This is a genomic window from Alitiscatomonas sp. (genome assembly GCF_037242085.1).
GTDB lineage: Bacteria > Bacillota > Clostridia > Lachnospirales > Lachnospiraceae > Alitiscatomonas > Alitiscatomonas aceti.
This window is the reverse complement of record NZ_JAXXBR010000114.1, coordinates 36,248-54,381: the sequence shown is the minus strand read 5'-3', so window position 1 is coordinate 54,381 and position 18,134 is coordinate 36,248. Positions and strand designations below refer to the sequence as shown.

The following is an 18,134-nucleotide window of genomic DNA, read 5'->3' as shown; positions in this document are numbered from 1 at the left end:
TCATGCCCGGAAAAACTTTCTAAAGACCAGAAGATACTGGATCACATGGATAGTGAGGAATCAGGCGCAAACCTGTTCCGCATTACACAGACGGAGGCCAGAATGCGCCGGGATTCTCCACAAGGGCTTGATGAGCGCCGGCCCCATCCTCCATACGGGGAAGGCCCAGGGTTTGGAGGTATGATGGACCGTGCTGTAAATGCTCTGCTGCCTTACGGCTCCCACACGCCGTTTTCATCGACCCAGTAGCCGTCCGGGGTGCGGCTGTTTTTATAAAGGACCCCTTCAGTGCTGTCCTGGATCTCCCGGAAATAGTACCATACGCCGCCGATCTGGTGCCAGCCGGTGTACATATAGCCCTGTCTTCCATCAGAAACCACATGGAGGTAATAGGTCCGTCCGGCTGCGTCGGTAAACCAGCCGGTCTGCATATAGCCTCTCTCGTCAAAACGATACCATTCTGCCGTATTCTGGTAAGCCAGCCTCTGCCAGCAGGACACCGGATAGGTGCCGTTGGCTTTCCGGTACCACCAGCCAGTCTGATCCCGGACCCAGGTCCCTGCCGGTACTGACCAGGTATCCGGGCTTCCGGAACCGCCGGAGCCATCGGAGTCGTCGGAGCTGTCGGAGTCGTCGGAAGAAGAGCTTCCGCCGCCGGAAGAGCCGCCATTGCCGACGTCTTTCTCAAACACTGCTTTTACGATCACATTTTCCCCCGGCATGATAAACCGGCCGCCGTTCATGATAACACCTCCGGCAACGTCCTCCCATCCTTTGAAATAATAGCCGCTGGCTGCGTCTGCCGTCAGCGTGACGGTTTCTCCCATCGCCGCAGACGCAGGGGAAGCAGAAGCAGTGCCCTGCCCCTCCGTTTCCACGGTCACGGTATATTCCGCCAGGTCATAAAAGAGGTTCAAACTAACAGTAACAACACCGTCCCCAGTTAAAGTACCCACGCCTTCCAGTCGCCCATCCCCGGTGATGGTGCCGTGGTTGGTGAGAGTTACGCCTTCGGGAATGTTTAAGCTTCTAGCATCAGGAATGGTCAGCGTTACGCCCTCTGGAATGGTATAGCTGGCGGGATACTTAGGCAGGGTCAGGCTGCCCCAGACCTCATAGCTGCCGCCGTCGGTGGGCCGGATACCCTGGCCGTCATCCCACTGGCTAGGTCGTCCGTCTGTAAATCCAAACCCTCCGCCAATGGGATTTTCTCCTTGACTGCCCTCTACCTCTACGTTTTTCCCAAGAATCACGACCATGCCGCAATCTTCACCTGGGCCACGCATTCCGGCTGGCCAGGTACTTTTTCCATTTTTCCCGCCTATCCCTACGCTGCCCATGCCGATCGTTCCTGTGCCTCCCATTACAGACAGAAAACCTTTTCCCTGGATAACAAGCACAGCGTCCTTTGGAACATGAATCCCCGGATTATTTTCATCCACTTTAGAATAATCAACGCTTATTGTATTGGTGGATCCTGCTTGAAGTATAATGTTTAAAGCTGCGCCGCTGCTTACATCAATAGCGCTTTCTTCATTATCAAATGTTCCGCCAATATTCACACCGTTGAGGATGACCGTGGCCTTTGCACCACTGTCAATCACAATACGGTCAGACGTCTGTCCGTTGGTGGAGATCGTCAGCTCTGCACCGTTATTGATGGTCAGGACGCCGTCGGCGTAGGCGTAGTCGTTCCCCGATGTGCCGCCAGTCACTTCAAAGCCACCGGCAGCAGCAGCCGCATTTATCATTCCATTGAACACACCAAACAGGCTTTCAAAAATCCCTGCCCCGGTGACTTCTGCTTTCTGCCCGTCCGTGAGAGCCTCATAAGCGTCATAGGCTGCCTGCAAATCGGCGTAGACCTCCTGCTGTTCCTCCTTTGTCATGGCCTGCAATTCTTCCGCTGTGGGCAGGTCGTCGATCATTTCCTGCACCTGCTCCGGAGTGACCGCCAGAGCGTCGGGCGGTGCAGCGGGAAGCAGGCCTTTGCAGGCGGCGAAATCTTCGCTGCATACAGGACAATCCTCGTTGATCTTATCCCCGGTACAGGGTTCTGTGCAGATACATTGATCCTGGCCGGCCTGGGGCTTCTCCTGGGAATGGCAGGTCCCGCAGACATAGGTGCAGGGAGTTCCCTCTGTGGCAGGAGTATAGCCGCACTCACTGTCGTGTTCGTGGCGGCAGTCCAGCACCTGCTTCACACAGCCGCTGTCCTCGCTGCACCGGTGGGTACATTCTGTCGGTTCCCGCCGCTCTGCGCCAGCCGGAGTGGCCGTATTGTCAGAAGTGTCATCCTGCGGGTAACAGTCATCCGTATGCACATGAATGCAGTGTTCCGCCAGCTTATAACAGTCTTCCGTGTGCCGGTGACCGCAGGCTGTCCCCTGCTTTGTTTCGTTCATAATTTTTATTATATCAGCATTCCTGCCGCCTGTCTAACGTTTTTGCACAGAAGCTCCGTTCCCCTTCTTCAGATCTCCATATCCCAGTATCAGGATCGTGGCAATGATCATGGAAAAACCCAGAAAATCAATGGGCTTAAACGGCGCCTTCAGCCACACAGCCGACAGCAGCGTGGCCGCAATGGGCTCCACACAGGCGTAGAGACTGGCCCGGGCCGGGCCGATGAGCTTTACCCCCTGCATATACAGGGTAAAGGCCGCCATGGACCCCAGAAAGATAATGGCCCCCAGGGCCAGAAGAAAGGGGAGATCCAGGGTATAGCGGTATCTCCATGGCTGAAAGACCAGGGCCAGGACGATCCCGCCGATGGTCATTCCCCAGGCCAGAAGGTATGCTGTGGGATAATAGGCCATGAGCCGCCGGGGCTGCATATTGTAAAGGACCACTGTGGCCGCCGACAAAAGCCCCATGACCAGGGCCTCCCTGGAGATCACCATCTGATGGACATTTCCATGGGTAGCGATCAGAAAGATCCCCGATATGGCCAGGATAAGGGACAGGACCTCCACTGCCCTGGGAAGCCGCTTTTCCATAAAGCACACCAGCACCATGATGAGCACCGGAGACAGGTACTGGATCACAGTGGCCGTTCCGGCATTGGAAAGCTCGATGGTGACAAAATATGTATACTGGCAGAGCATGAGACCGGCGATCCCGTAGATCAGCACCTCCGCCGCGTCCCTGCCCTTTTTCCAGATCCGGAAGGCCGCTCCTCTTTCCTTAAAAATATAATACAGCAGCATGGTCAGGCCGGCCATGGTCAGGCGGATCGGCACCAGCCACCCCGAGGTCACGCCCTTATACTCAAACAGATACTGTCCGCAGGCCCCCGATAGCCCCCAGAGCGCTCCCCCCAGGATCGTGATCAGGACTCCCGCCTGTGTTCCCATAGTCTTCCGTTCCATGCTCCGTTCTCCCTTCTTCTGCTTTCCATGCATTTTCATACGCCTATATTTTTATTTCAGCCTTGTGTATCCGCCGGAAGAGGTACACGGGATCTCCGTCACCTGGATCTCCTCCCCGTCCAGCACCACCTTAAACAGAATGGTGCTGGGAATACTGCTGCCAAACACGAAATTCCCCAGGCTGTACACAATGGGCTTTCCATTATAGTATTCCACCGGCTGCAGCACATGGGGATGGCTTCCGATGACCAGGTCAGCCCCGGCGTCGATATACTGGCGGCCCATGGCCCTCTGGTAATCCTTTGGCTCTGTCTCCCGCTCCACGCCCCAGTGGACGTAGACCACCAGGTAATCACACTGGCCTCTGGCCGTCTTTATGGCCTCCAGGGCCCGGGCCGGATCATAGGTGGAAAACACACCGGGATGGTCCGGTCCCGCCGCCCAGTCAGCGGACATATAGACCCGGGACGTCCCCAGGAACCCGATCCGTTTTCCATGGACCTCCAGGATCTCCAGGCGCTCCGCCTGGTCCCTGTTTTCTCCTGCCCCCACATGGCGGATCCCCGCCCCGTCCAGGGCTTTTATACTGTCGGTGATCCCCTCCGGACCAAAATCCAGGATGTGGTTATTGGCCAGGGTCACAAGATCCACGCCCATCTCCGTGAGTATGGACACCTTTTCCGGCGGCAGACGGAAGGTAAACTGCTTATCTGCCGCCTTTGTTCCCCGGTCTGTAAACGGGAACTCCTGGTTTACCATAAAAATATCCGCTCCCAGAGTCTCCTTAAGGATCCCCTGGTCCAGGACTCCGGTGATATTTCCGGCACGGCTGTACGCGCCCAGCACATGCTCCGACAGATAAACGTCCCCGGCAAATAAAAGAGTACACGGCTCCCCGCTCTCCCCTCCGGCTTCCTCCGGCACGTCCGCATCCGTTTCCATCTCCGTTTCTTCTGCCGCCGTTTCCAGCCGGATGCTGGTCTTTGTTTCCTGTCCGTTCTTTATTTCCTGGCTGTCCTTTATTTCCTGTCCAGCCTCTGCCCCGGCTGTCTGCCCCTCTGATGGCTCTGGGTACGCCTGGGCTGTTTCTCTCTCTCCTCTGTCCACTCCCGGCCGCGGCTTTAAGCCTCCGCCTGCCAGAAAGGTCCCGGCCATGATCCCCATGGCTGCCAGGATCACAAATAAGAGTGTCAGAAGGATCCGTTTTCCTTTTTCCATATCATCCTCCTTCCGTTTATTGTAACTGGCAGAGAGAAAAAGCACAAGTATTTTCACAGCCCTGCATTTACAAAAACCGCCCGGACGATCTTCCCAGGCGGTTCCATTTACATCCATGATTTTTCTTTTCTAATGGTTCTTTTTCACACCCGCCACAATGGAGATCTCCACCGGCGCATTTCCAGGCAGAGACGCCACACCCACGGCGGCGCGGCTTCCGACTCCGGCCTCCCCTAACTCCTCGCAGAAATACTCTGAAGCCAGGTCTGCGATCTTCGACTGCTTTGTAAAGCCCTCCTCTGCATTCACATACACGGTGACTGACAGGATCCCGGCGATCTCCTCGCCCTCCTCCAGCCGGTTCTTTGCCGCTGTCAGGGCATTTCTTGCCGCCTGGCGCACCGCATCCCTGTAATCCTCAATGGCGTCTGCACAGAGGACCTTCCCCTCTTTTATGAGGACTCCATTATTTCTCGGAGTCATCCCCGCCGTAAATACCAGATCTCCGAACCGGACGGCCGGAACGTATTTCCCCTGGGGGATCGGATTTGCTTCTTTTCCCATTGTCTTTTCCTCCCTATTTACTGTTTTCTGTACCGCTCCATGACTGCAAACAGCCGCTTCATGGCCGCCGCTGCGTTCTCCTTATCCTGGGAGAAATTGATGCGGAACTGGTGGACATACTGGGGGCCGAACTCGGTTCCCGGCGTCACGATCACATCCGCCAGCTCCCGGACGATACGGATGAACTGGTGAATGGATACATCCAGCTCCGGGATCGTCACAAACAGATAGCTTCCGCCCTCTGTGGGCTTTGCCGAAACGCCCGGCACGTCCCGGATCACCTCCATGACCGCGTCCCGGATCTCTTTATGGGCCCTGACCCTGGCCTCCAGCCATCCCTCCGGCTCATGAAACCAGGTCAGGAATACTGCCTGGTTATAGCCGCTGCACCGCAGGGCCATGATGGCCTGGAGCTTTTCCATCCGTTCAATGATCTCCGCCGTTCCAAAGGCCGCTCCCAGGCGGAAGCCGCTTAAGGATTCTGTTTTGGACGGCCCCAGGATCGTGATCAAGTTCTCCGGGATCTCCTTCTGGGCACACAGATGGGTATAGGGAACGCCAGGATACACCTGGCGGGAGTACAGCTCATCCACGATCAGCGTCACTCCATATTTCTTTGCCAGAGCCGCGATCCCTGTGATCTCCTCATAGGAATAGACACAGCCCACCGGATTGTTGGGATTGGAGAATAAGAACAGCTTCACGCCGTCCTTAAACGCCTCCTCCAGGGATTCCAGGCTGATCCCGGCGCGTCCGCCCTCGTTCTCATACTCCAGGACCACCGGCACCATCTGCCCGCCGAAAAACTCCACCATCTTCCGGTTGGCAAAATAATCCGGCTCCACGATGGCCACCTTGTCTCCCGGCATGATATTGGCCCCCATGGCCAGGAACAGGGCTCCCTGGGTCCCCGGCGTCAGGATCAGGTTTTCCTCTGGATCGATGCTGGCCCCTGTAAAGCCAGAAAGACTGGCGGCCACATGGTCCAGGATCTTTTTTCTGCCCCGGTACGGCGTATACGCCTGGCTGCCGCCCTCTTCAAAGCCTTCCTTAAAAACATCAAAGCTCCCTGGCGTGGGCATATGAGCGTCCACATCCCCATGGGAAAAGTCAACTCTGGCCCCCAGAAGCTTCTCTCCCCGCAGGTCCAGGGCCTCCTTTTTTTGGAGTGCCTCCTGTCCCGGCGCATTGTCAATGCCCAGGCCGGCAAATTTTTCCTGAATCGTCATTCTGCAAACCTCCCATCCATTTCTTTTCTCCAGCATACCACCAGAAACGGACTCTGTCCAATACAGAGACCGTCATAAGCCTATGTCCGGATCCGCATGACTCCGCCCTGGACCGGCGCTCGGGAAAAAATGCGTCCTCTGCCCTCCCGGACTTGCGCTGGCCGCAGTCCTCTGGTAAAATAAAAGGCCAGCGAAGGAGGTCTTTTATGTCCAAAACAAAAATCGACTGCGAACAGGCAGTCTGTCTCTCTCAAGAACTGTTCCACGCCCATTTTGCCGGAGAACCTGAAAAATGGTTTTCATACCTTTCCCCGGACAGCATTTATCTGGGCACCGGGGAACCGGCGTTATTCGGCAGAGACGCCATCCAGGCCCGTTTCAAGGATTTTTCCGGAATTCTCCTGGATATCCTGACCGAAGAATACCATCCCGTTCCGCTGGATTCTTCTTCTGCCCTGGTCTGCGGCCAGATCCTGGTCCAGAACCAGCGAAAGACTTTCTGCGTGATCACCCGCTTCACTCTGGTTTACCGGAACGCCGGAGGCAGGCTCCAGCTGTCCCATATCCACAATTCCTATGAGTATGTGCCCGCTGGGGAAACTCCCTCCCTGAAGCTGGACCTGAATACCTTGAAGTTCGTCCGCAGTCTGATCTTAAAACAGCATTCCGGAAAACGCATAGCAGTCCGCAGCGGAAACCAGACTATCTTCGTCGATCCCTATACGGTCCTGTACGTCCAGAGCCAGAATAAGCGGACCGAGCTCGTCTGCGCCGATCAGGTCATTTCCTGCAATAGCTCTTTAAGCGATCTCGCCCGGGAGCTTCCTGATATTTTTTATCCCCTGCACCGGGGATATTATGTAAACACCCTGTATATCACCGCCATCCGCCGCTTTGAGGCAGAGCTGATCTCTGGGGCCGTGCTCCCCATCCCGGCTCTGAATTATACAAAGATCCGGGATGATCTCCTGGACCGGATACAGATCAAGCCATAAGAGCGCCTGCACAGATCTTCTATGGCTGTCATAACAGGCGACAGGAGATCATAAGCCGACAGGCTTCGGCCCTCTGCCGCTCCATCCATCCCAGCTTTTCAGAAACTCCACAAACTCCCTCTGCCGCGCCGTCCGTTCTCCCCTCTGTCTTTGCAGGATCCGGATCGGTCTCGTCGTTTCCCGGCTGTCGATCCTGTAAAACCGCAGCTTTTCTGTTCCTCCGGCATAATACGGAAGCTCCTTCCGTATGAAGGCGGCCCCTTCTCCGGCAGCCGCCAGATAGTAGGCGGTCATCATCTGGTCCAGCTCCATGACGATCCTGGGGGAAAATCCAGCCTCCCGGCAGAGCCTCATGCCCCGCTCCCGCATATCGTTTCCCGGCTTCATAAATAAAAAACGCTCCTCCGCAAACCGCTCCAGAGGGACTCCCGGAACCTCGTTCCCGCAGACCGGATCCAGGACATACGCCTCCAGCCCCCGGTTCACCGGAAAGCCTGCCGGGACCGCCAGGATGATGTTCTCCATTCTCAGCACCTCCGACTCCATATCCGGCGCAGTATCTCCATTGGCAGAGATCCCCAGCTCCGCCACCCCGGCCCGGAGGAAATCCACCAGGTCCCGGTCATTGGCCTCCACCAGACGGATCTCCCAGTCCGGATACCGTTCCTTAAAGGCAGCGATCACCGGCGGCAGCCCGTAGGTACAGAAAAACGACGGAGCCGCCACCGTCAGACCAGGCCCGCCCTGCTGTCCGGCGGTCTCACAATACTGCTCCAGCTCCATACGGAGCTTCTGCATCTGCTCAAAATATTCCAGCACCTTCTGCCCCTGGGGCGTGGGCTTTAAAGGGATGGAGCTGCGGTCAAAGAGCGTCACCCCCAGGTTTCTTTCCACCTTCCGCACCACCCGGCTTAAGACCGGCTGGGATATAAAATGCTTTCTGGCGGCTCCGGAAAAGCTCTGCTCCTCATGGACCGCCATCACATATTCCATATCCCGGAATTCAACGGGCTCCATGGGATTCCTCTTTTCTCTGTTCCAGGATCTCTTCACAGATCTCCTCCGCAGTCCGGCCGTCTGTGGCCACAGCCGCGTCCGCCGCCGCCTCATACCTGGGCCTGCGTGCTTCCATCAGCTCTTTAATATAGGAAAGGTTCATATTTCCGTTGAGCACCGGCCGGTCTGCACTCCCCTTCACCCGGTCAAAGACCGTCTCCGGCTCCGCCGTTAAAAGGATGATCCTTCCGGCCGCCTTCATAAGGGCCACGTTTTCCTCCCGCAGGACAGTCCCTCCGCCGCAGGAGACCACCATGGGCTCCATATTCCCGATCTCCTTTATAAGATCTGTCTCCAGATCCCGGAAATACTCCTCCCCATGGACCCGGAAGATCTCCGTTATCTCCATACCCTGGCGTTTTACGATCTCCTGATCCATCTCTATCTGCTCTGCGCCGGTCATCCTGCACAGACAGGCCGCGCAGGTGCTCTTCCCGCAGCCCATGAAGCCGATCAAAAAAATATGCTGGTCCAATTTCATCTGTTTCTGCTCTTCCTTCACTATGATTTTCCGCCGTCCCGGCGGACCCTTTCCATGAGTATACCAAAGATCGGCTGCCGTTGCAATCTTCTCCCTCCGCTGATATAATAGCTTCATTAAATCTATCTGGAGGCTTATATGAAACATACCATCACCGGGCATACGGGCCTCATCTGCCTCCTTGGCAGCCCCTGTGCCCACAGTATTTCCCCCATGATGCACAATGCGGCCTTCGAGGCCCTGGACCTGGACTACCGCTACCTGGCCTTTGACGTAAACGAAGAGACCCTTCCCGCCGCCGTGGACGGTCTGAAGGCCATGAATGCCCGCGGCTTTAATCTGACCATGCCCGATAAAAACAGGATGGTATCCCTCTGCGACCAGCTTTCCCCCGCAGCCCGGCTCATAGGGGCTGTAAATACCGTCGTAAACGACAACGGCGTCCTCACCGGACACAATACCGACGGCGCAGGCTATATGCAGTCTGTAAAGGATGCGGGCTTTCAGATTTCCGGAGAAAAAATGACCCTCCTGGGAGCCGGAGGAGCTGCAACAGCCATTCTGGTCCAGGCGGCCCTGGACGGAGTACGGGAAATCTCCGTCTTTTTAAGGCCCTCCAGCCGCTTCTATGACCGGGCCAGGGAAACGGCAGAGGCGCTGAGGAAAAAGACCGGCTGCATTATCAGCCTCTGCGATTTTTCCGACCATGACCGGCTGCGCTCTGAACTGTCCCAGAGCCGGATCCTGACCAACGCCACCTCCCTGGGAATGGCCCCCAGCGAGGATGCCTGCCCCATTCCCGACGCAGCCTTCCTTCCGGACGGCCTCATCGTCTCCGACATCATCTATAATCCAAAGGAGACCCGACTCCTTTCCATGGCCCGGGCCAAAGGCCTCCCCGCCTTCAACGGATCCTATATGCTCCTCTATCAGGGAGCCGAGGCCTTCCGTCTCTGGACCGGAAAAGAAATGCCTGTGGCCCTGATCAAAAATATGTTTTTCTCTTAAACAGCAGCGGAGCCGCTGCTTTATAGATGACTTCCCATCTATTTTGCAGCGGCCCCTTTTCTTTCAGAAAACCTCTTCCACGTCAGGATCTCCTTCCGTCCCATGGCGTTCCAGGCAGAGTATTTCTATTCCTGCTCTGCCACCTCTTTTGCCATGGAAAGCAGCTCCTCCGCACTCATACTCTCTTCAAATGTAAACAGGCAGTAGCTGATGTCCTCCTGTTCCCATGTCACCGAGGCAGAGGTCATGACCTCGACTTCATCGCTTCCGTAGGCCACGTTCAGCTTTCCCTCCTCCTGGAGCTTCTTCTCTTCCTCTGTGATCTCATAATCCGGCGGAACGAACTTATTGACCGTACTGGAATAAGAAAGCACGGTGCCGTCCTCCAGGGTCATGACCTGGTCCGCAGAGCTTTTGTCCTGCATCCCCACAAAGAGGCGGCTTCCGGAAAGCTCCACGTCCTCCATCCCCTCTTTTTCATAGGTAAATGCCATGGACACGCCCTGGTCCAGACGGTTTTTCCCCTCATCCTGGGTCTCCTCATGTTTGGGGACTGCCTCCTTAAAGGTATAACCGTTGGAAAAGCCCTCCACAGATTTCACCCGGCCGTCATAGCCCTCCTGCATCTGTACCGCCTGTCCATAATCCCTTACGATCTCATTGCGGCTGCTTCCAGACAGGATAAACGCCGGACGCCCCACGGCAACGGCAGTCATGGTCCCAAGGATACAGATGGCGGCTGCTGCAACTGCTGTTTTTTTCCAATTCCTATGTTTCATATTTTTTTCCTCCTCAATGGCTTCAAAAACTCTTGTACGGATCCTCTGGTCTGCCAGGGAGCCGCCGATTTCCTCTGACTTCTTATTTAAGGTCTCTTTTAAATTTTTTTCTAAGATAAGATCGTCCATGTGGCGCCTCCTTTTTGATCCTGTTTCGTCAGGGCTTCCTTTAATCTGGCCTTTCCGTGAAAAAGACGCGATTTGACGGTCCCCTCCAGACATCCGCAGGCTGCGGCTATCTCCTTTATGGTCATCTCATTATAATAATAAAGGATGATCACGGTCCGCTGCTTCACCGGCAGCCTTAAGATCTCCCGGTAAAGGGCCTGCTCCTCCTCCTTCAGTATCACGCGGCTTAAAAGCCCGCCCGGAGCCTCTTTTTCCTCCGGATACACTTCCTCTGCAGGCTGTTCCCGTCTGGCCTTCCGGCAGACCCTCCAGGCCGTCCGGGACAGGGTCTTATAGAACCAGCCCTTAAAGGCCTCCGGGTCCCGGATCTGCTTCCGGTTGATATAGCAGGATGTAAAGGTCTCCTGTACGATATCCTCGCTGTCAGCATAGTTTCCAGAGATCAGGTACGCAGCTCTCAGAGCCTGTTTCTGATATATTTCCATTAAACCGGCAAACGCGTCTTTATCGCCGGATATCATTTTTCTTACCAGCTCTGCTTCTTCCATCCGCCTGCTCCTCCTTCCCTCTTATTTGGTGCACCTGCTATATAGAGGACTGAAGCCGTCAAAAGGTTCAAAAAAATATAAAACAGAAAAAGGAAACCGGAGTCTTCCCCCGGCTTCCCATAAAATTCTCCGCTTATGCGTTCAGATAGTCGATGGCCGTCTGGGCTAAAAGCGCGGCCCCTCTCCATAAAATATCCTCGTCCACGTCGAACCGGCTGTTGTGGAGCGGCCATGGAGTCTTTCCCTCCTGGGCGGTTCCCAGCCATACGAACGCTCCTTCCTTCTCCCTCAGATAGAAGGAAAAGTCCTCGGCGGGCATGGCGGGATTCTTAACATCCACCACATCCTCTTCTCCAAATAAGGACACAGCCGTCTTTTTGATCAGGACCGCATCCCTTTCGTGATTGACCAGGGCCGGATATCCCCGTCCGTATACGATATCCGCTGTGGCCCCGGACTGGAGGCAGATGGCGTCCAGGAGCTTTCTCATGGAATCCTCGATCATATCCCTGGTGTTCTCGTTGAGGGTCCTTACGGTCCCGTCCAGAACACACTCTCCGGCAATGATGTTATACCTGGTTCCCGCATTGAAGATCCCGAATGTGACCACCGCATTATCCAGAGGATCCACCTTCCGGCTGACGATGGACTGGGCCGCCATAACAAACTGGGCTCCCAGGACCACCGCGTCAATGCCCTGGTCCGGCTTTGCTCCATGGGCCGTCTTTCCGTGGATCGTAATGGTAAAGTGGTCGGTGGCAGCCATTAAGGGACCTGCCTTTACTCCCACCTTTCCATGGGGAAGGTCCGGCCATACATGAAGTCCGTAGACCGCCTTCGCGTCATCCAGATATCCGGACTCCAGCATCCCTCTGGAGCCGCCCACGGGAGACAACTCCTCTGCCGGCTGGAACACCAGCTTTACAGTACCATGGATCTGGTCCCGCCGCTCTAAAAGGAGCTTTGCCGCTCCCAAAAGCCCGGTCATATGGTTATCATGGCCGCAGGCGTGCATGATGCCGTCGTTTCTGGATCTGTACTCCGTCTCATTCATCTCCTGGATCTGCAAAGCGTCCATATCTGCCCGGAGAGCCACCACGCCGCCTTCCGAAGCGCCCTTGATCACGCCGATGACGCCATGGCCTCCCACATGCTCGATCACCTGGTCGCAGCCCATTTCCTTTAAATAAGCAGCCACCTTTTTAGCCGTTTCCTCCTCTTTTCCGGAAAGCTCCGGATATTCATGGAAATCCCTGCGGATCTTTATAAGCTCCGGCAGCAGCGCTTTTGCGGATTCTGTCATCGTACCCATGCCATCCCCTCCTTATTAAAAAGGAAGGGCCCCAGTGGCCCGGCCGCTGGAGTTCCCTCCCATTTATGGTTTTCTGTTTTTAGAACTTGTTCGCTGCAAACTTTGCATCTTTCCCGTCAACAACGGCGCAGATGTCGTTGGCAACGGTCTCGCAGCAGCGGATCACAGACTGCTCTGTGGTAGCTGCAGTATGCGGTGTCAGGATCACATTGTCAAGGCTGTATAACGGGCTGTCCAACGGCAGCGGCTCTTTCTCTGTTACGTCAAGACCGGCACAGGTGATCACATTCTCCTGCATAGCCTGGATCAGCTCTGCCTCGTTTACGACCTCGCCGCGGCTGGCGTTGATGAAGGAAGCCGTCGGTTTCATCAGCTTAAATTCTCTCATACCAATGCTGTGCTCTGTCTCCGGAGTCAGCGGAGTATGGAGGCTCACAAAATCTGCCTGCTTAAATACTTCATCCTGGCTCTCCACAAGTGTGATCAGGTCGCCCAGCTGCTCCTGCTTTAAGAACGGATCATAACCGATCACATTCATGCCAAAACCACATTTTGCGATGGTGGCTAACATACGTCCGATACGGCCGCAGCCCACAAGACCCAGGGTCTTTCCCTGAAGCTCATAGGTATTGGTCAGGCCGAAACGTACCTTGTAGTTTCCAGAACGGAACTGTCTGTCTACATAATTATAGCGGCGTGCGCATGCCAGCATTAAGAATGCGGCCTGCTCAGCAACGGACTGGGCATTCTGGCCCGGTGCGTATACCACGCGGATCTTTCTTTCTGTGGCTGCTGCAATGTCGATATTATCGAGGCCTGCGCCCTGTTTGCCGATGACCTTTAAATTGGGGCCGGCGGCGTCCATCATCGCTGCGGTAATGGGCTCTGTACGGCACATGATCGCTTCCGGCTTTAATGCCTTTAATTCCTCAATGTAGCCAGCCTCGTCGAAAAAGTGGTTTGTTACAACGGCTTTTCCACCCGCTGCTTCAAAGATCTTTGTTGCAACGTCGCTGATCTGAACGGTGTAAAAAACTGTAAATGCCATTTCCAATACTTCCTTCCTATTTGTACATCGTATTGATATTAACGGATTTCGGGTTCTGATCTCTCGCCCCCGCCGGTACCAGAGGTTTACAAGCCTCTGCTGCCAGGAATATATAAGGGGCCGCCGCGGGCATATTTACCCGTAACAGCCCCCAATATTTCAGTTGGATTCAGTTAAGACACTCAATAGACTGCCAGCTAATTACCAGGCAATACCCTGAGCCATCATAGCGTCAGCTACCTTCTGGAAGCCAACCAGGTTAGCACCTGCAACCAGGTTGTAGCCTAAGCCGTATCTCTCAGCTACTTCTGCAGATCCATCATGGATACCAGTCATGATCTGATGTAACTTGGAGTCAACTTCCTCAGCTGTCCAGGAGTATCTCTCGGAGTTCTGGCTCATCTCAAGACCAGATACGAGAACGCCGCCTGCGTTTACAGCCTTGGACGGAGCAACAACCATATTCGGCTGACTCATTAAGTACTTAAGAGCATCGTTTGTTGTCGGCATATTGGCAACCTCGATGTAGTACTTAAGACCGTTGGCAACCATCTTCTCAGCCTCTGCCATGTGAACGTCGTTCTGCATAGCTGCCGGCATAACGATGTCAACCTTCTGACCGAACGGCTTCTCACCCGGGAAGAACTGTACGCCAAACTTGTCAGCGTAATCCTGAACGCGGTTGCGTCCGGATGCTCTCATTTCCAGCATGTAGTTGATCTTCTCTTCTGTTACAACTCCGTCGGGATCGTAGATGTATCCGTCCGGACCAGACAGTGTAACTGCCTTTGCGCCTAACTCAGCAAGCTTCTTACAGATACCCCATGCAACGTTACCGAAGCCGGATACTGCAACTGTCTTGCCAGCCAGTGTATCGTTCTCATGTTTCATAACAGCTTCTACGTAGTAAACAGCGCCGTAACCAGTAGCCTCCGGACGGATCACGGAACCACCGAAGGAACGTCCCTTACCTGTGATCGTGCCGTTCTCGAATGCACCGCGGATCTTACGGTACTGGCCATACAGATAGCCGATCTCACGAGCGCCTACGCCAAGGTCACCAGCCGGGATATCTACATCCGGACCAATGTGACGGTATAACTCAGTCATGAAGGACTGACAGAATCTCATAACCTCTCCATCGCTCTTACCGTTGGGGTCAAAGTCAGAACCACCCTTTGCACCGCCCATGGGGAGTGTTGTAAGGCTGTTTTTGAATGTCTGCTCGAAACCTAAGAATTTCATGATAGACAGATTTACGGACGGAGCGAAACGTAAGCCTCCCTTGTACGGTCCAATTGCGCCGTTGAACTGTACACGGTAGCCGCGGTTAACATGTGTCTGGCCATTATCATCAACCCACGGAACACGGAATTCGATGGTTCTCTCCGGCTCTACCATTCTCTCAAGAAGGGCAACTTTCTCATATTCCGGATGAGCGTCAACGATCGGTGCTAAGGTTCCTAACACTTCCTCAACAGTCTGAAGGAATTCCGGCTCGTTTGCGTTTTTCTCTTTAACTTCCGCCAATACTCTGTCAATATACTTGCTCATTTCGCAAATACCTCCTTAAAATTTGGATTACTTAACCCCTGTGCTCTGCACAAAATAAGAGACTCGGAATACATAAAGGCTTTTATGGGACACCTGCGTCCCAATTAAGGTTATAAAAGAGCCACTCCGGGAGGATATTTCCATCTTTTGTCCCTACTGTTCAGAAAAAATATGTAATATCCAGCAGTTCTGCGGAGTTTCGAGGATATCGCTACCCTTGTCCATTCCGTTTCCCCTCCGTATCATCCGTTTCCCTCGGCGGAAAGTAAACAGCAGAAAAGCTCTTTTATTTCGGACTTATGCATTTCACGTCTTTTATTTGTCTTCATTTTAACATACGCTTTTGACATTGTCAAGAATCTGTGATACGATTTTACTGCAAAGCGATTTATCGACATAACTGTCATTAAAAGACTTTTTGCGCCTCAGAAAGGAGCGTTTCCATGATCACCATCAGCATCGTAAGCCCACAGAAATCCATGGATCTCATCGACCGTGCCATTGCAATGAAGGATTTCGGCTGTCTCTTCCATAAATATGTGTATGACCGCCTGGAGGAGATCGAGGATATTTACGAACAGTGCAAGGATTCCTGCGACGTTATGTTCTTCTCCGGGGAGCTGGGCTATTCCTACATGCTGACCCATGTACCGGATATCAAGGTCCCCTGTACCCTGATCTCCTATGAGGATAAGCACATCCTGTCCATCCTTTTAAACTTTGTGGTGCGGTATCCTCATATCCCGCTGACCCGCGTCTACATCGATTTCCTGACGCCGGTCAACGATTATATGAACCTGAAGCAGTATCTGGCCCCCGCCCACATGCCTTACCTGTTTGAAAATCCCGTATACAATTATGAGACCTTAAAGGAACGGGCCGAGGAGCTGTGGAAAGGCGGAAAGATCGATATCATGCTGACCCGGACCACCAACCAGCTCAACGTGCTCAATAAGCTGAAGATCCCATACATCCATATCCTGCCCACAGAGGAGATGATCCGTGACTCCATAAAGAGCGCGGTCAATGCCATCCGCCTGAAGCAGCAGAGCCAGGACACAAAGCTCATCGTCCTGGTGAAGCTGATCTATCCGGAGCACATCACCTCCCAGGACCGGGAGTATCTGGAGATCACCCTGCACAAATATCTTCTGGACTTCCGCCGGGAATACCATTATGACTTTGCCATCCGCTCCGTATCCAACCGGTTCGAGCTGGACATGGACACGGATCTTTATAAGAAGAGCTTCGACCGGATCCAGGATCTGATCTCCTATCTGGACCAGAAGGGAGACCTGGAATTCCGCCTGGGCGCCGGCTTCGGGAACTCCCTGGGGGAGAGCCATTACCAGGCGGAAAAGGCCCTCCAGGAGGCCATCCGTTACGGAAAGAACGACGGGTTCATTATCCACGGAGATGAAAATGTCCTCACCGGCCCACTCTCTCTTACCAGGAATTTAAATTACAGCTACTCCAATACCAAGGCTCTGGCCTACTCCCAGAAAAACGGCATCAATGAGAGCAATCTTCTGAGGATCGTGGGCCTGTTCCAGATGGACAATGATGCCGTGGTCACCGCTGCCTCCCTGTCCCAGCTTTTGAACATCACCAGCCGCAGCTGCAACCGGATCCTGCAGCAGCTCCTGGACTCCGGTCTCATTGAAGAGATCGAACCCCTCCGCCAGGAGGGAAAGGGGCGGCCCACAAGACAATACCGTTTCTTAAAAGAACAGTTCATCGATGCCTTTTTCTAAAATGCAGGCTGCCCTGGAAGGCGCGCTTTCTAAATGGAGGCCAGCTCCCGTCCCAGGGCCCTGCACTGCTCCAGGGCGTCCTCGTCCGGCGCTTCGTTGGCGATGACACCCTCTCTTCCCACAAGGACGGCTCCAGCCGCTTTCATCCTCTCCTCCCAGTCCCGCATCCACTGGCCGTCTCCCCAGCCGTAGGAGCCGAACAGACCGATCCTCTTTCCCTGGGCAAAGCCCTCCACTTCCATCACAAAGGGCTCCATCTCCCCCTCCTCCAGCACCTCAGCCCCCATGGCCGGGCAGCCCATGGCAAATACCTGCGCCTCTCTCAGGCTGTCCATGGACACCTCCGAAATATGACGCACGTCCGCCTTTTTCCCGGCGATTTCCACGCCTTCTCCCACAGCCTCTGCCATGGCCTTTGTATTTCCTGTCTGTGTCCAGTACGCGATGATGATCATATCCATTGATTCTTCCTCCTGTGATTTATGATGTATATTTTATAATGTCCCGGATCCCGGTCCCGTTTCCCGCCATACGGATGGCCGCCTCCCTGGCCCTGTCGTATCCGTCAAAGATCCTTCTTGCCCTGGCGGGGTCCTTATAGACCTTCCAGTAGCCGGAACAGAGGAAATTTTTTCCTCCGTTTTCGATAAAGCCGGACACATCCTCGGGCGGATATCCCAGAAGGAGACCGATCTCATGGGGGAAGTCTCCCCTGCCGTCCATATGGCGCTGATACCGGTCCGAAAGCCTGGACAGGATCTCCGGAAGCTCCATGCCCCTGTATCCAAAGGAATCCAGAAGCCTCCGCACCTTTCCCACCGAAAGGAAACGCTTCAGCCTCTGCTCCCTGTATAGGAAAACAGAGATCCGGCCATTCTTTTTATAGAGGATCCGGCTGGAGACCGGCGTTGCTTCAAACATGGAAGCCACCTCCCTCTGCTGCCCTTCCCGGACATGGAGGAGGTTGGACATTTTGATCCCCGTAAGGAGCGGCGCGCACTGGAGCACTGCCTGAGTCTCAGCCCCCTCCAGATCCATTTGCGTCATAATGCGAAAAGCTTCCTCGCTCATGAGTCTCTCCTCCCTCC

Annotated in this window: 17 protein-coding genes; 3 read left to right on the top strand and 14 right to left on the bottom strand. The window is 54.5% G+C overall.

What is annotated here, in order from left to right; translation table 11 throughout:
- Positions 1 to 212: 212 nt before the first annotated feature.
- The 5 genes from WIH05_RS11990 to WIH05_RS11970 all read right to left on the bottom strand — a co-directional run bounded on the left by WIH05_RS11990 (position 213) and on the right by WIH05_RS11970 (position 6,382).
- On the bottom strand, positions 213 to 2,405 hold the full coding sequence (locus WIH05_RS11990) for a hypothetical protein (RefSeq protein WP_337425435.1): 2,193 nt from the start codon (positions 2,403 to 2,405) through the stop codon (positions 213 to 215).
- A gap of 33 nt (positions 2,406 to 2,438) precedes the next feature.
- A complete protein-coding gene (locus WIH05_RS11985) occupies positions 2,439 to 3,371 on the bottom strand; it encodes a DMT family transporter (RefSeq protein WP_337425434.1) in 933 nt (310 codons plus the stop codon).
- Positions 3,372 to 3,422: 51 nt separating this feature from the next.
- Positions 3,423 to 4,589 carry a CapA family protein gene (locus tag WIH05_RS11980; protein WP_022273196.1) on the bottom strand — a complete coding sequence of 389 codons (1,167 nt, stop codon included), beginning with the start codon at positions 4,587 to 4,589 and terminating at the stop codon, positions 3,423 to 3,425.
- 129 nt (positions 4,590 to 4,718) lie between these two features.
- On the bottom strand, positions 4,719 to 5,153 hold the full coding sequence (locus WIH05_RS11975) for a RidA family protein (RefSeq protein WP_022273197.1): 435 nt from the start codon (positions 5,151 to 5,153) through the stop codon (positions 4,719 to 4,721).
- A gap of 17 nt (positions 5,154 to 5,170) precedes the next feature.
- The gene (locus WIH05_RS11970; RefSeq protein WP_337425433.1) at positions 5,171 to 6,382 is read right to left on the bottom strand and encodes a pyridoxal phosphate-dependent aminotransferase; all 1,212 of its coding nucleotides are present in this window, start codon (positions 6,380 to 6,382) and stop codon (positions 5,171 to 5,173) included.
- 206 nt (positions 6,383 to 6,588) lie between these two features.
- Here WIH05_RS11970 and WIH05_RS11965 point away from each other — a divergent pair, with 206 nt between their 5' ends.
- Complete coding sequence (locus WIH05_RS11965; protein ID WP_022273199.1) at positions 6,589 to 7,377, top strand: LytTR family transcriptional regulator; 789 nt, start codon at positions 6,589 to 6,591, stop codon at positions 7,375 to 7,377.
- Positions 7,378 to 7,425: 48 nt separating this feature from the next.
- Here WIH05_RS11965 and WIH05_RS11960 read toward each other — a convergent pair whose 3' ends face one another.
- Together WIH05_RS11960 and WIH05_RS11955 are read right to left on the bottom strand one after the other, a co-directional pair.
- Positions 7,426 to 8,394: a LysR family transcriptional regulator gene (locus WIH05_RS11960; RefSeq protein ID WP_022273200.1), complete on the bottom strand. Its 969-nt coding sequence runs from the start codon at positions 8,392 to 8,394 to the stop codon at positions 7,426 to 7,428.
- Positions 8,381 to 8,914 carry a shikimate kinase gene (locus WIH05_RS11955; protein WP_337425432.1) on the bottom strand — a complete coding sequence of 178 codons (534 nt, stop codon included), beginning with the start codon at positions 8,912 to 8,914 and terminating at the stop codon, positions 8,381 to 8,383. Before WIH05_RS11955 ends, WIH05_RS11960 begins: the two co-directional genes overlap by 14 nt.
- Before the next feature lie 138 nt (positions 8,915 to 9,052).
- On the opposite strand from WIH05_RS11955, the gene aroE reads away from it, so the two are divergent.
- The gene (aroE, locus tag WIH05_RS11950) at positions 9,053 to 9,922 is read left to right on the top strand and encodes a shikimate dehydrogenase (protein WP_022273201.1); all 870 of its coding nucleotides are present in this window, start codon (positions 9,053 to 9,055) and stop codon (positions 9,920 to 9,922) included.
- A 125-nt stretch (positions 9,923 to 10,047) separates the two neighbouring features.
- Here aroE and WIH05_RS11945 read toward each other — a convergent pair whose 3' ends face one another.
- From WIH05_RS11945 to gdhA, 5 genes are all read right to left on the bottom strand, one after another.
- The gene (locus WIH05_RS11945; protein ID WP_215653210.1) at positions 10,048 to 10,830 is read right to left on the bottom strand and encodes a DUF4179 domain-containing protein; all 783 of its coding nucleotides are present in this window, start codon (positions 10,828 to 10,830) and stop codon (positions 10,048 to 10,050) included.
- Entirely contained in the window at positions 10,812 to 11,378 is a 567-nt protein-coding gene (locus tag WIH05_RS11940) for a sigma-70 family RNA polymerase sigma factor (RefSeq protein ID WP_022273204.1), read from the bottom strand. Before WIH05_RS11940 ends, WIH05_RS11945 begins: the two co-directional genes overlap by 19 nt.
- Before the next feature lie 133 nt (positions 11,379 to 11,511).
- Positions 11,512 to 12,690: an amidohydrolase gene (locus tag WIH05_RS11935; protein ID WP_337425431.1), complete on the bottom strand. Its 1,179-nt coding sequence runs from the start codon at positions 12,688 to 12,690 to the stop codon at positions 11,512 to 11,514.
- 79 nt (positions 12,691 to 12,769) lie between these two features.
- Entirely contained in the window at positions 12,770 to 13,738 is a 969-nt protein-coding gene (locus WIH05_RS11930) for a hydroxyacid dehydrogenase (protein ID WP_022273206.1), read from the bottom strand.
- Positions 13,739 to 13,939: 201 nt separating this feature from the next.
- Positions 13,940 to 15,292 carry an NADP-specific glutamate dehydrogenase gene (gdhA, locus tag WIH05_RS11925; protein ID WP_022273207.1) on the bottom strand — a complete coding sequence of 451 codons (1,353 nt, stop codon included), beginning with the start codon at positions 15,290 to 15,292 and terminating at the stop codon, positions 13,940 to 13,942.
- Between the two features lie 443 nt (positions 15,293 to 15,735).
- Here gdhA and WIH05_RS11920 point away from each other — a divergent pair, with 443 nt between their 5' ends.
- Complete coding sequence (locus tag WIH05_RS11920) at positions 15,736 to 17,046, top strand: hypothetical protein (RefSeq protein ID WP_022273208.1); 1,311 nt, start codon at positions 15,736 to 15,738, stop codon at positions 17,044 to 17,046.
- Between the two features lie 29 nt (positions 17,047 to 17,075).
- Here WIH05_RS11920 and WIH05_RS11915 read toward each other — a convergent pair whose 3' ends face one another.
- Both WIH05_RS11915 and WIH05_RS11910 read right to left on the bottom strand, forming a co-directional pair.
- Positions 17,076 to 17,507: a flavodoxin gene (locus tag WIH05_RS11915; protein ID WP_158358445.1), complete on the bottom strand. Its 432-nt coding sequence runs from the start codon at positions 17,505 to 17,507 to the stop codon at positions 17,076 to 17,078.
- A gap of 19 nt (positions 17,508 to 17,526) precedes the next feature.
- Complete coding sequence (locus WIH05_RS11910) at positions 17,527 to 18,117, bottom strand: DUF3793 family protein (protein WP_022273210.1); 591 nt, start codon at positions 18,115 to 18,117, stop codon at positions 17,527 to 17,529.
- Between the last annotated feature and the right edge of the window lie 17 nt (positions 18,118 to 18,134).

Bases quoted from the DNA above. Each gene is read 5' to 3' on its own strand.
- WIH05_RS11990 (WP_337425435.1), bottom strand. From the start codon at position 2,405: ATGAACGAAACAAAGCAGGGGACAGCCTGCGGTCACCGGCACACGGAA.
- WIH05_RS11985 (WP_337425434.1), bottom strand. From the start codon at position 3,371: ATGGAACGGAAGACTATGGGAACACAGGCGGGAGTCCTGATCACGATC.
- WIH05_RS11980 (WP_022273196.1), bottom strand. From the start codon at position 4,589: ATGGAAAAAGGAAAACGGATCCTTCTGACACTCTTATTTGTGATCCTG.
- WIH05_RS11975 (WP_022273197.1), bottom strand. From the start codon at position 5,153: ATGGGAAAAGAAGCAAATCCGATCCCCCAGGGGAAATACGTTCCGGCC.
- WIH05_RS11970 (WP_337425433.1), bottom strand. From the start codon at position 6,382: ATGACGATTCAGGAAAAATTTGCCGGCCTGGGCATTGACAATGCGCCG.
- WIH05_RS11965 (WP_022273199.1), top strand. From the start codon at position 6,589: ATGTCCAAAACAAAAATCGACTGCGAACAGGCAGTCTGTCTCTCTCAA.
- WIH05_RS11960 (WP_022273200.1), bottom strand. From the start codon at position 8,394: ATGGAGCCCGTTGAATTCCGGGATATGGAATATGTGATGGCGGTCCAT.
- WIH05_RS11955 (WP_337425432.1), bottom strand. From the start codon at position 8,914: ATGAAATTGGACCAGCATATTTTTTTGATCGGCTTCATGGGCTGCGGG.
- aroE (WP_022273201.1), top strand. From the start codon at position 9,053: ATGAAACATACCATCACCGGGCATACGGGCCTCATCTGCCTCCTTGGC.
- WIH05_RS11945 (WP_215653210.1), bottom strand. From the start codon at position 10,830: ATGGACGATCTTATCTTAGAAAAAAATTTAAAAGAGACCTTAAATAAG.
- WIH05_RS11940 (WP_022273204.1), bottom strand. From the start codon at position 11,378: ATGGAAGAAGCAGAGCTGGTAAGAAAAATGATATCCGGCGATAAAGAC.
- WIH05_RS11935 (WP_337425431.1), bottom strand. From the start codon at position 12,690: ATGGGTACGATGACAGAATCCGCAAAAGCGCTGCTGCCGGAGCTTATA.
- WIH05_RS11930 (WP_022273206.1), bottom strand. From the start codon at position 13,738: ATGGCATTTACAGTTTTTTACACCGTTCAGATCAGCGACGTTGCAACA.
- gdhA (WP_022273207.1), bottom strand. From the start codon at position 15,292: ATGAGCAAGTATATTGACAGAGTATTGGCGGAAGTTAAAGAGAAAAAC.
- WIH05_RS11920 (WP_022273208.1), top strand. From the start codon at position 15,736: ATGATCACCATCAGCATCGTAAGCCCACAGAAATCCATGGATCTCATC.
- WIH05_RS11915 (WP_158358445.1), bottom strand. From the start codon at position 17,507: ATGGATATGATCATCATCGCGTACTGGACACAGACAGGAAATACAAAG.
- WIH05_RS11910 (WP_022273210.1), bottom strand. From the start codon at position 18,117: ATGAGCGAGGAAGCTTTTCGCATTATGACGCAAATGGATCTGGAGGGG.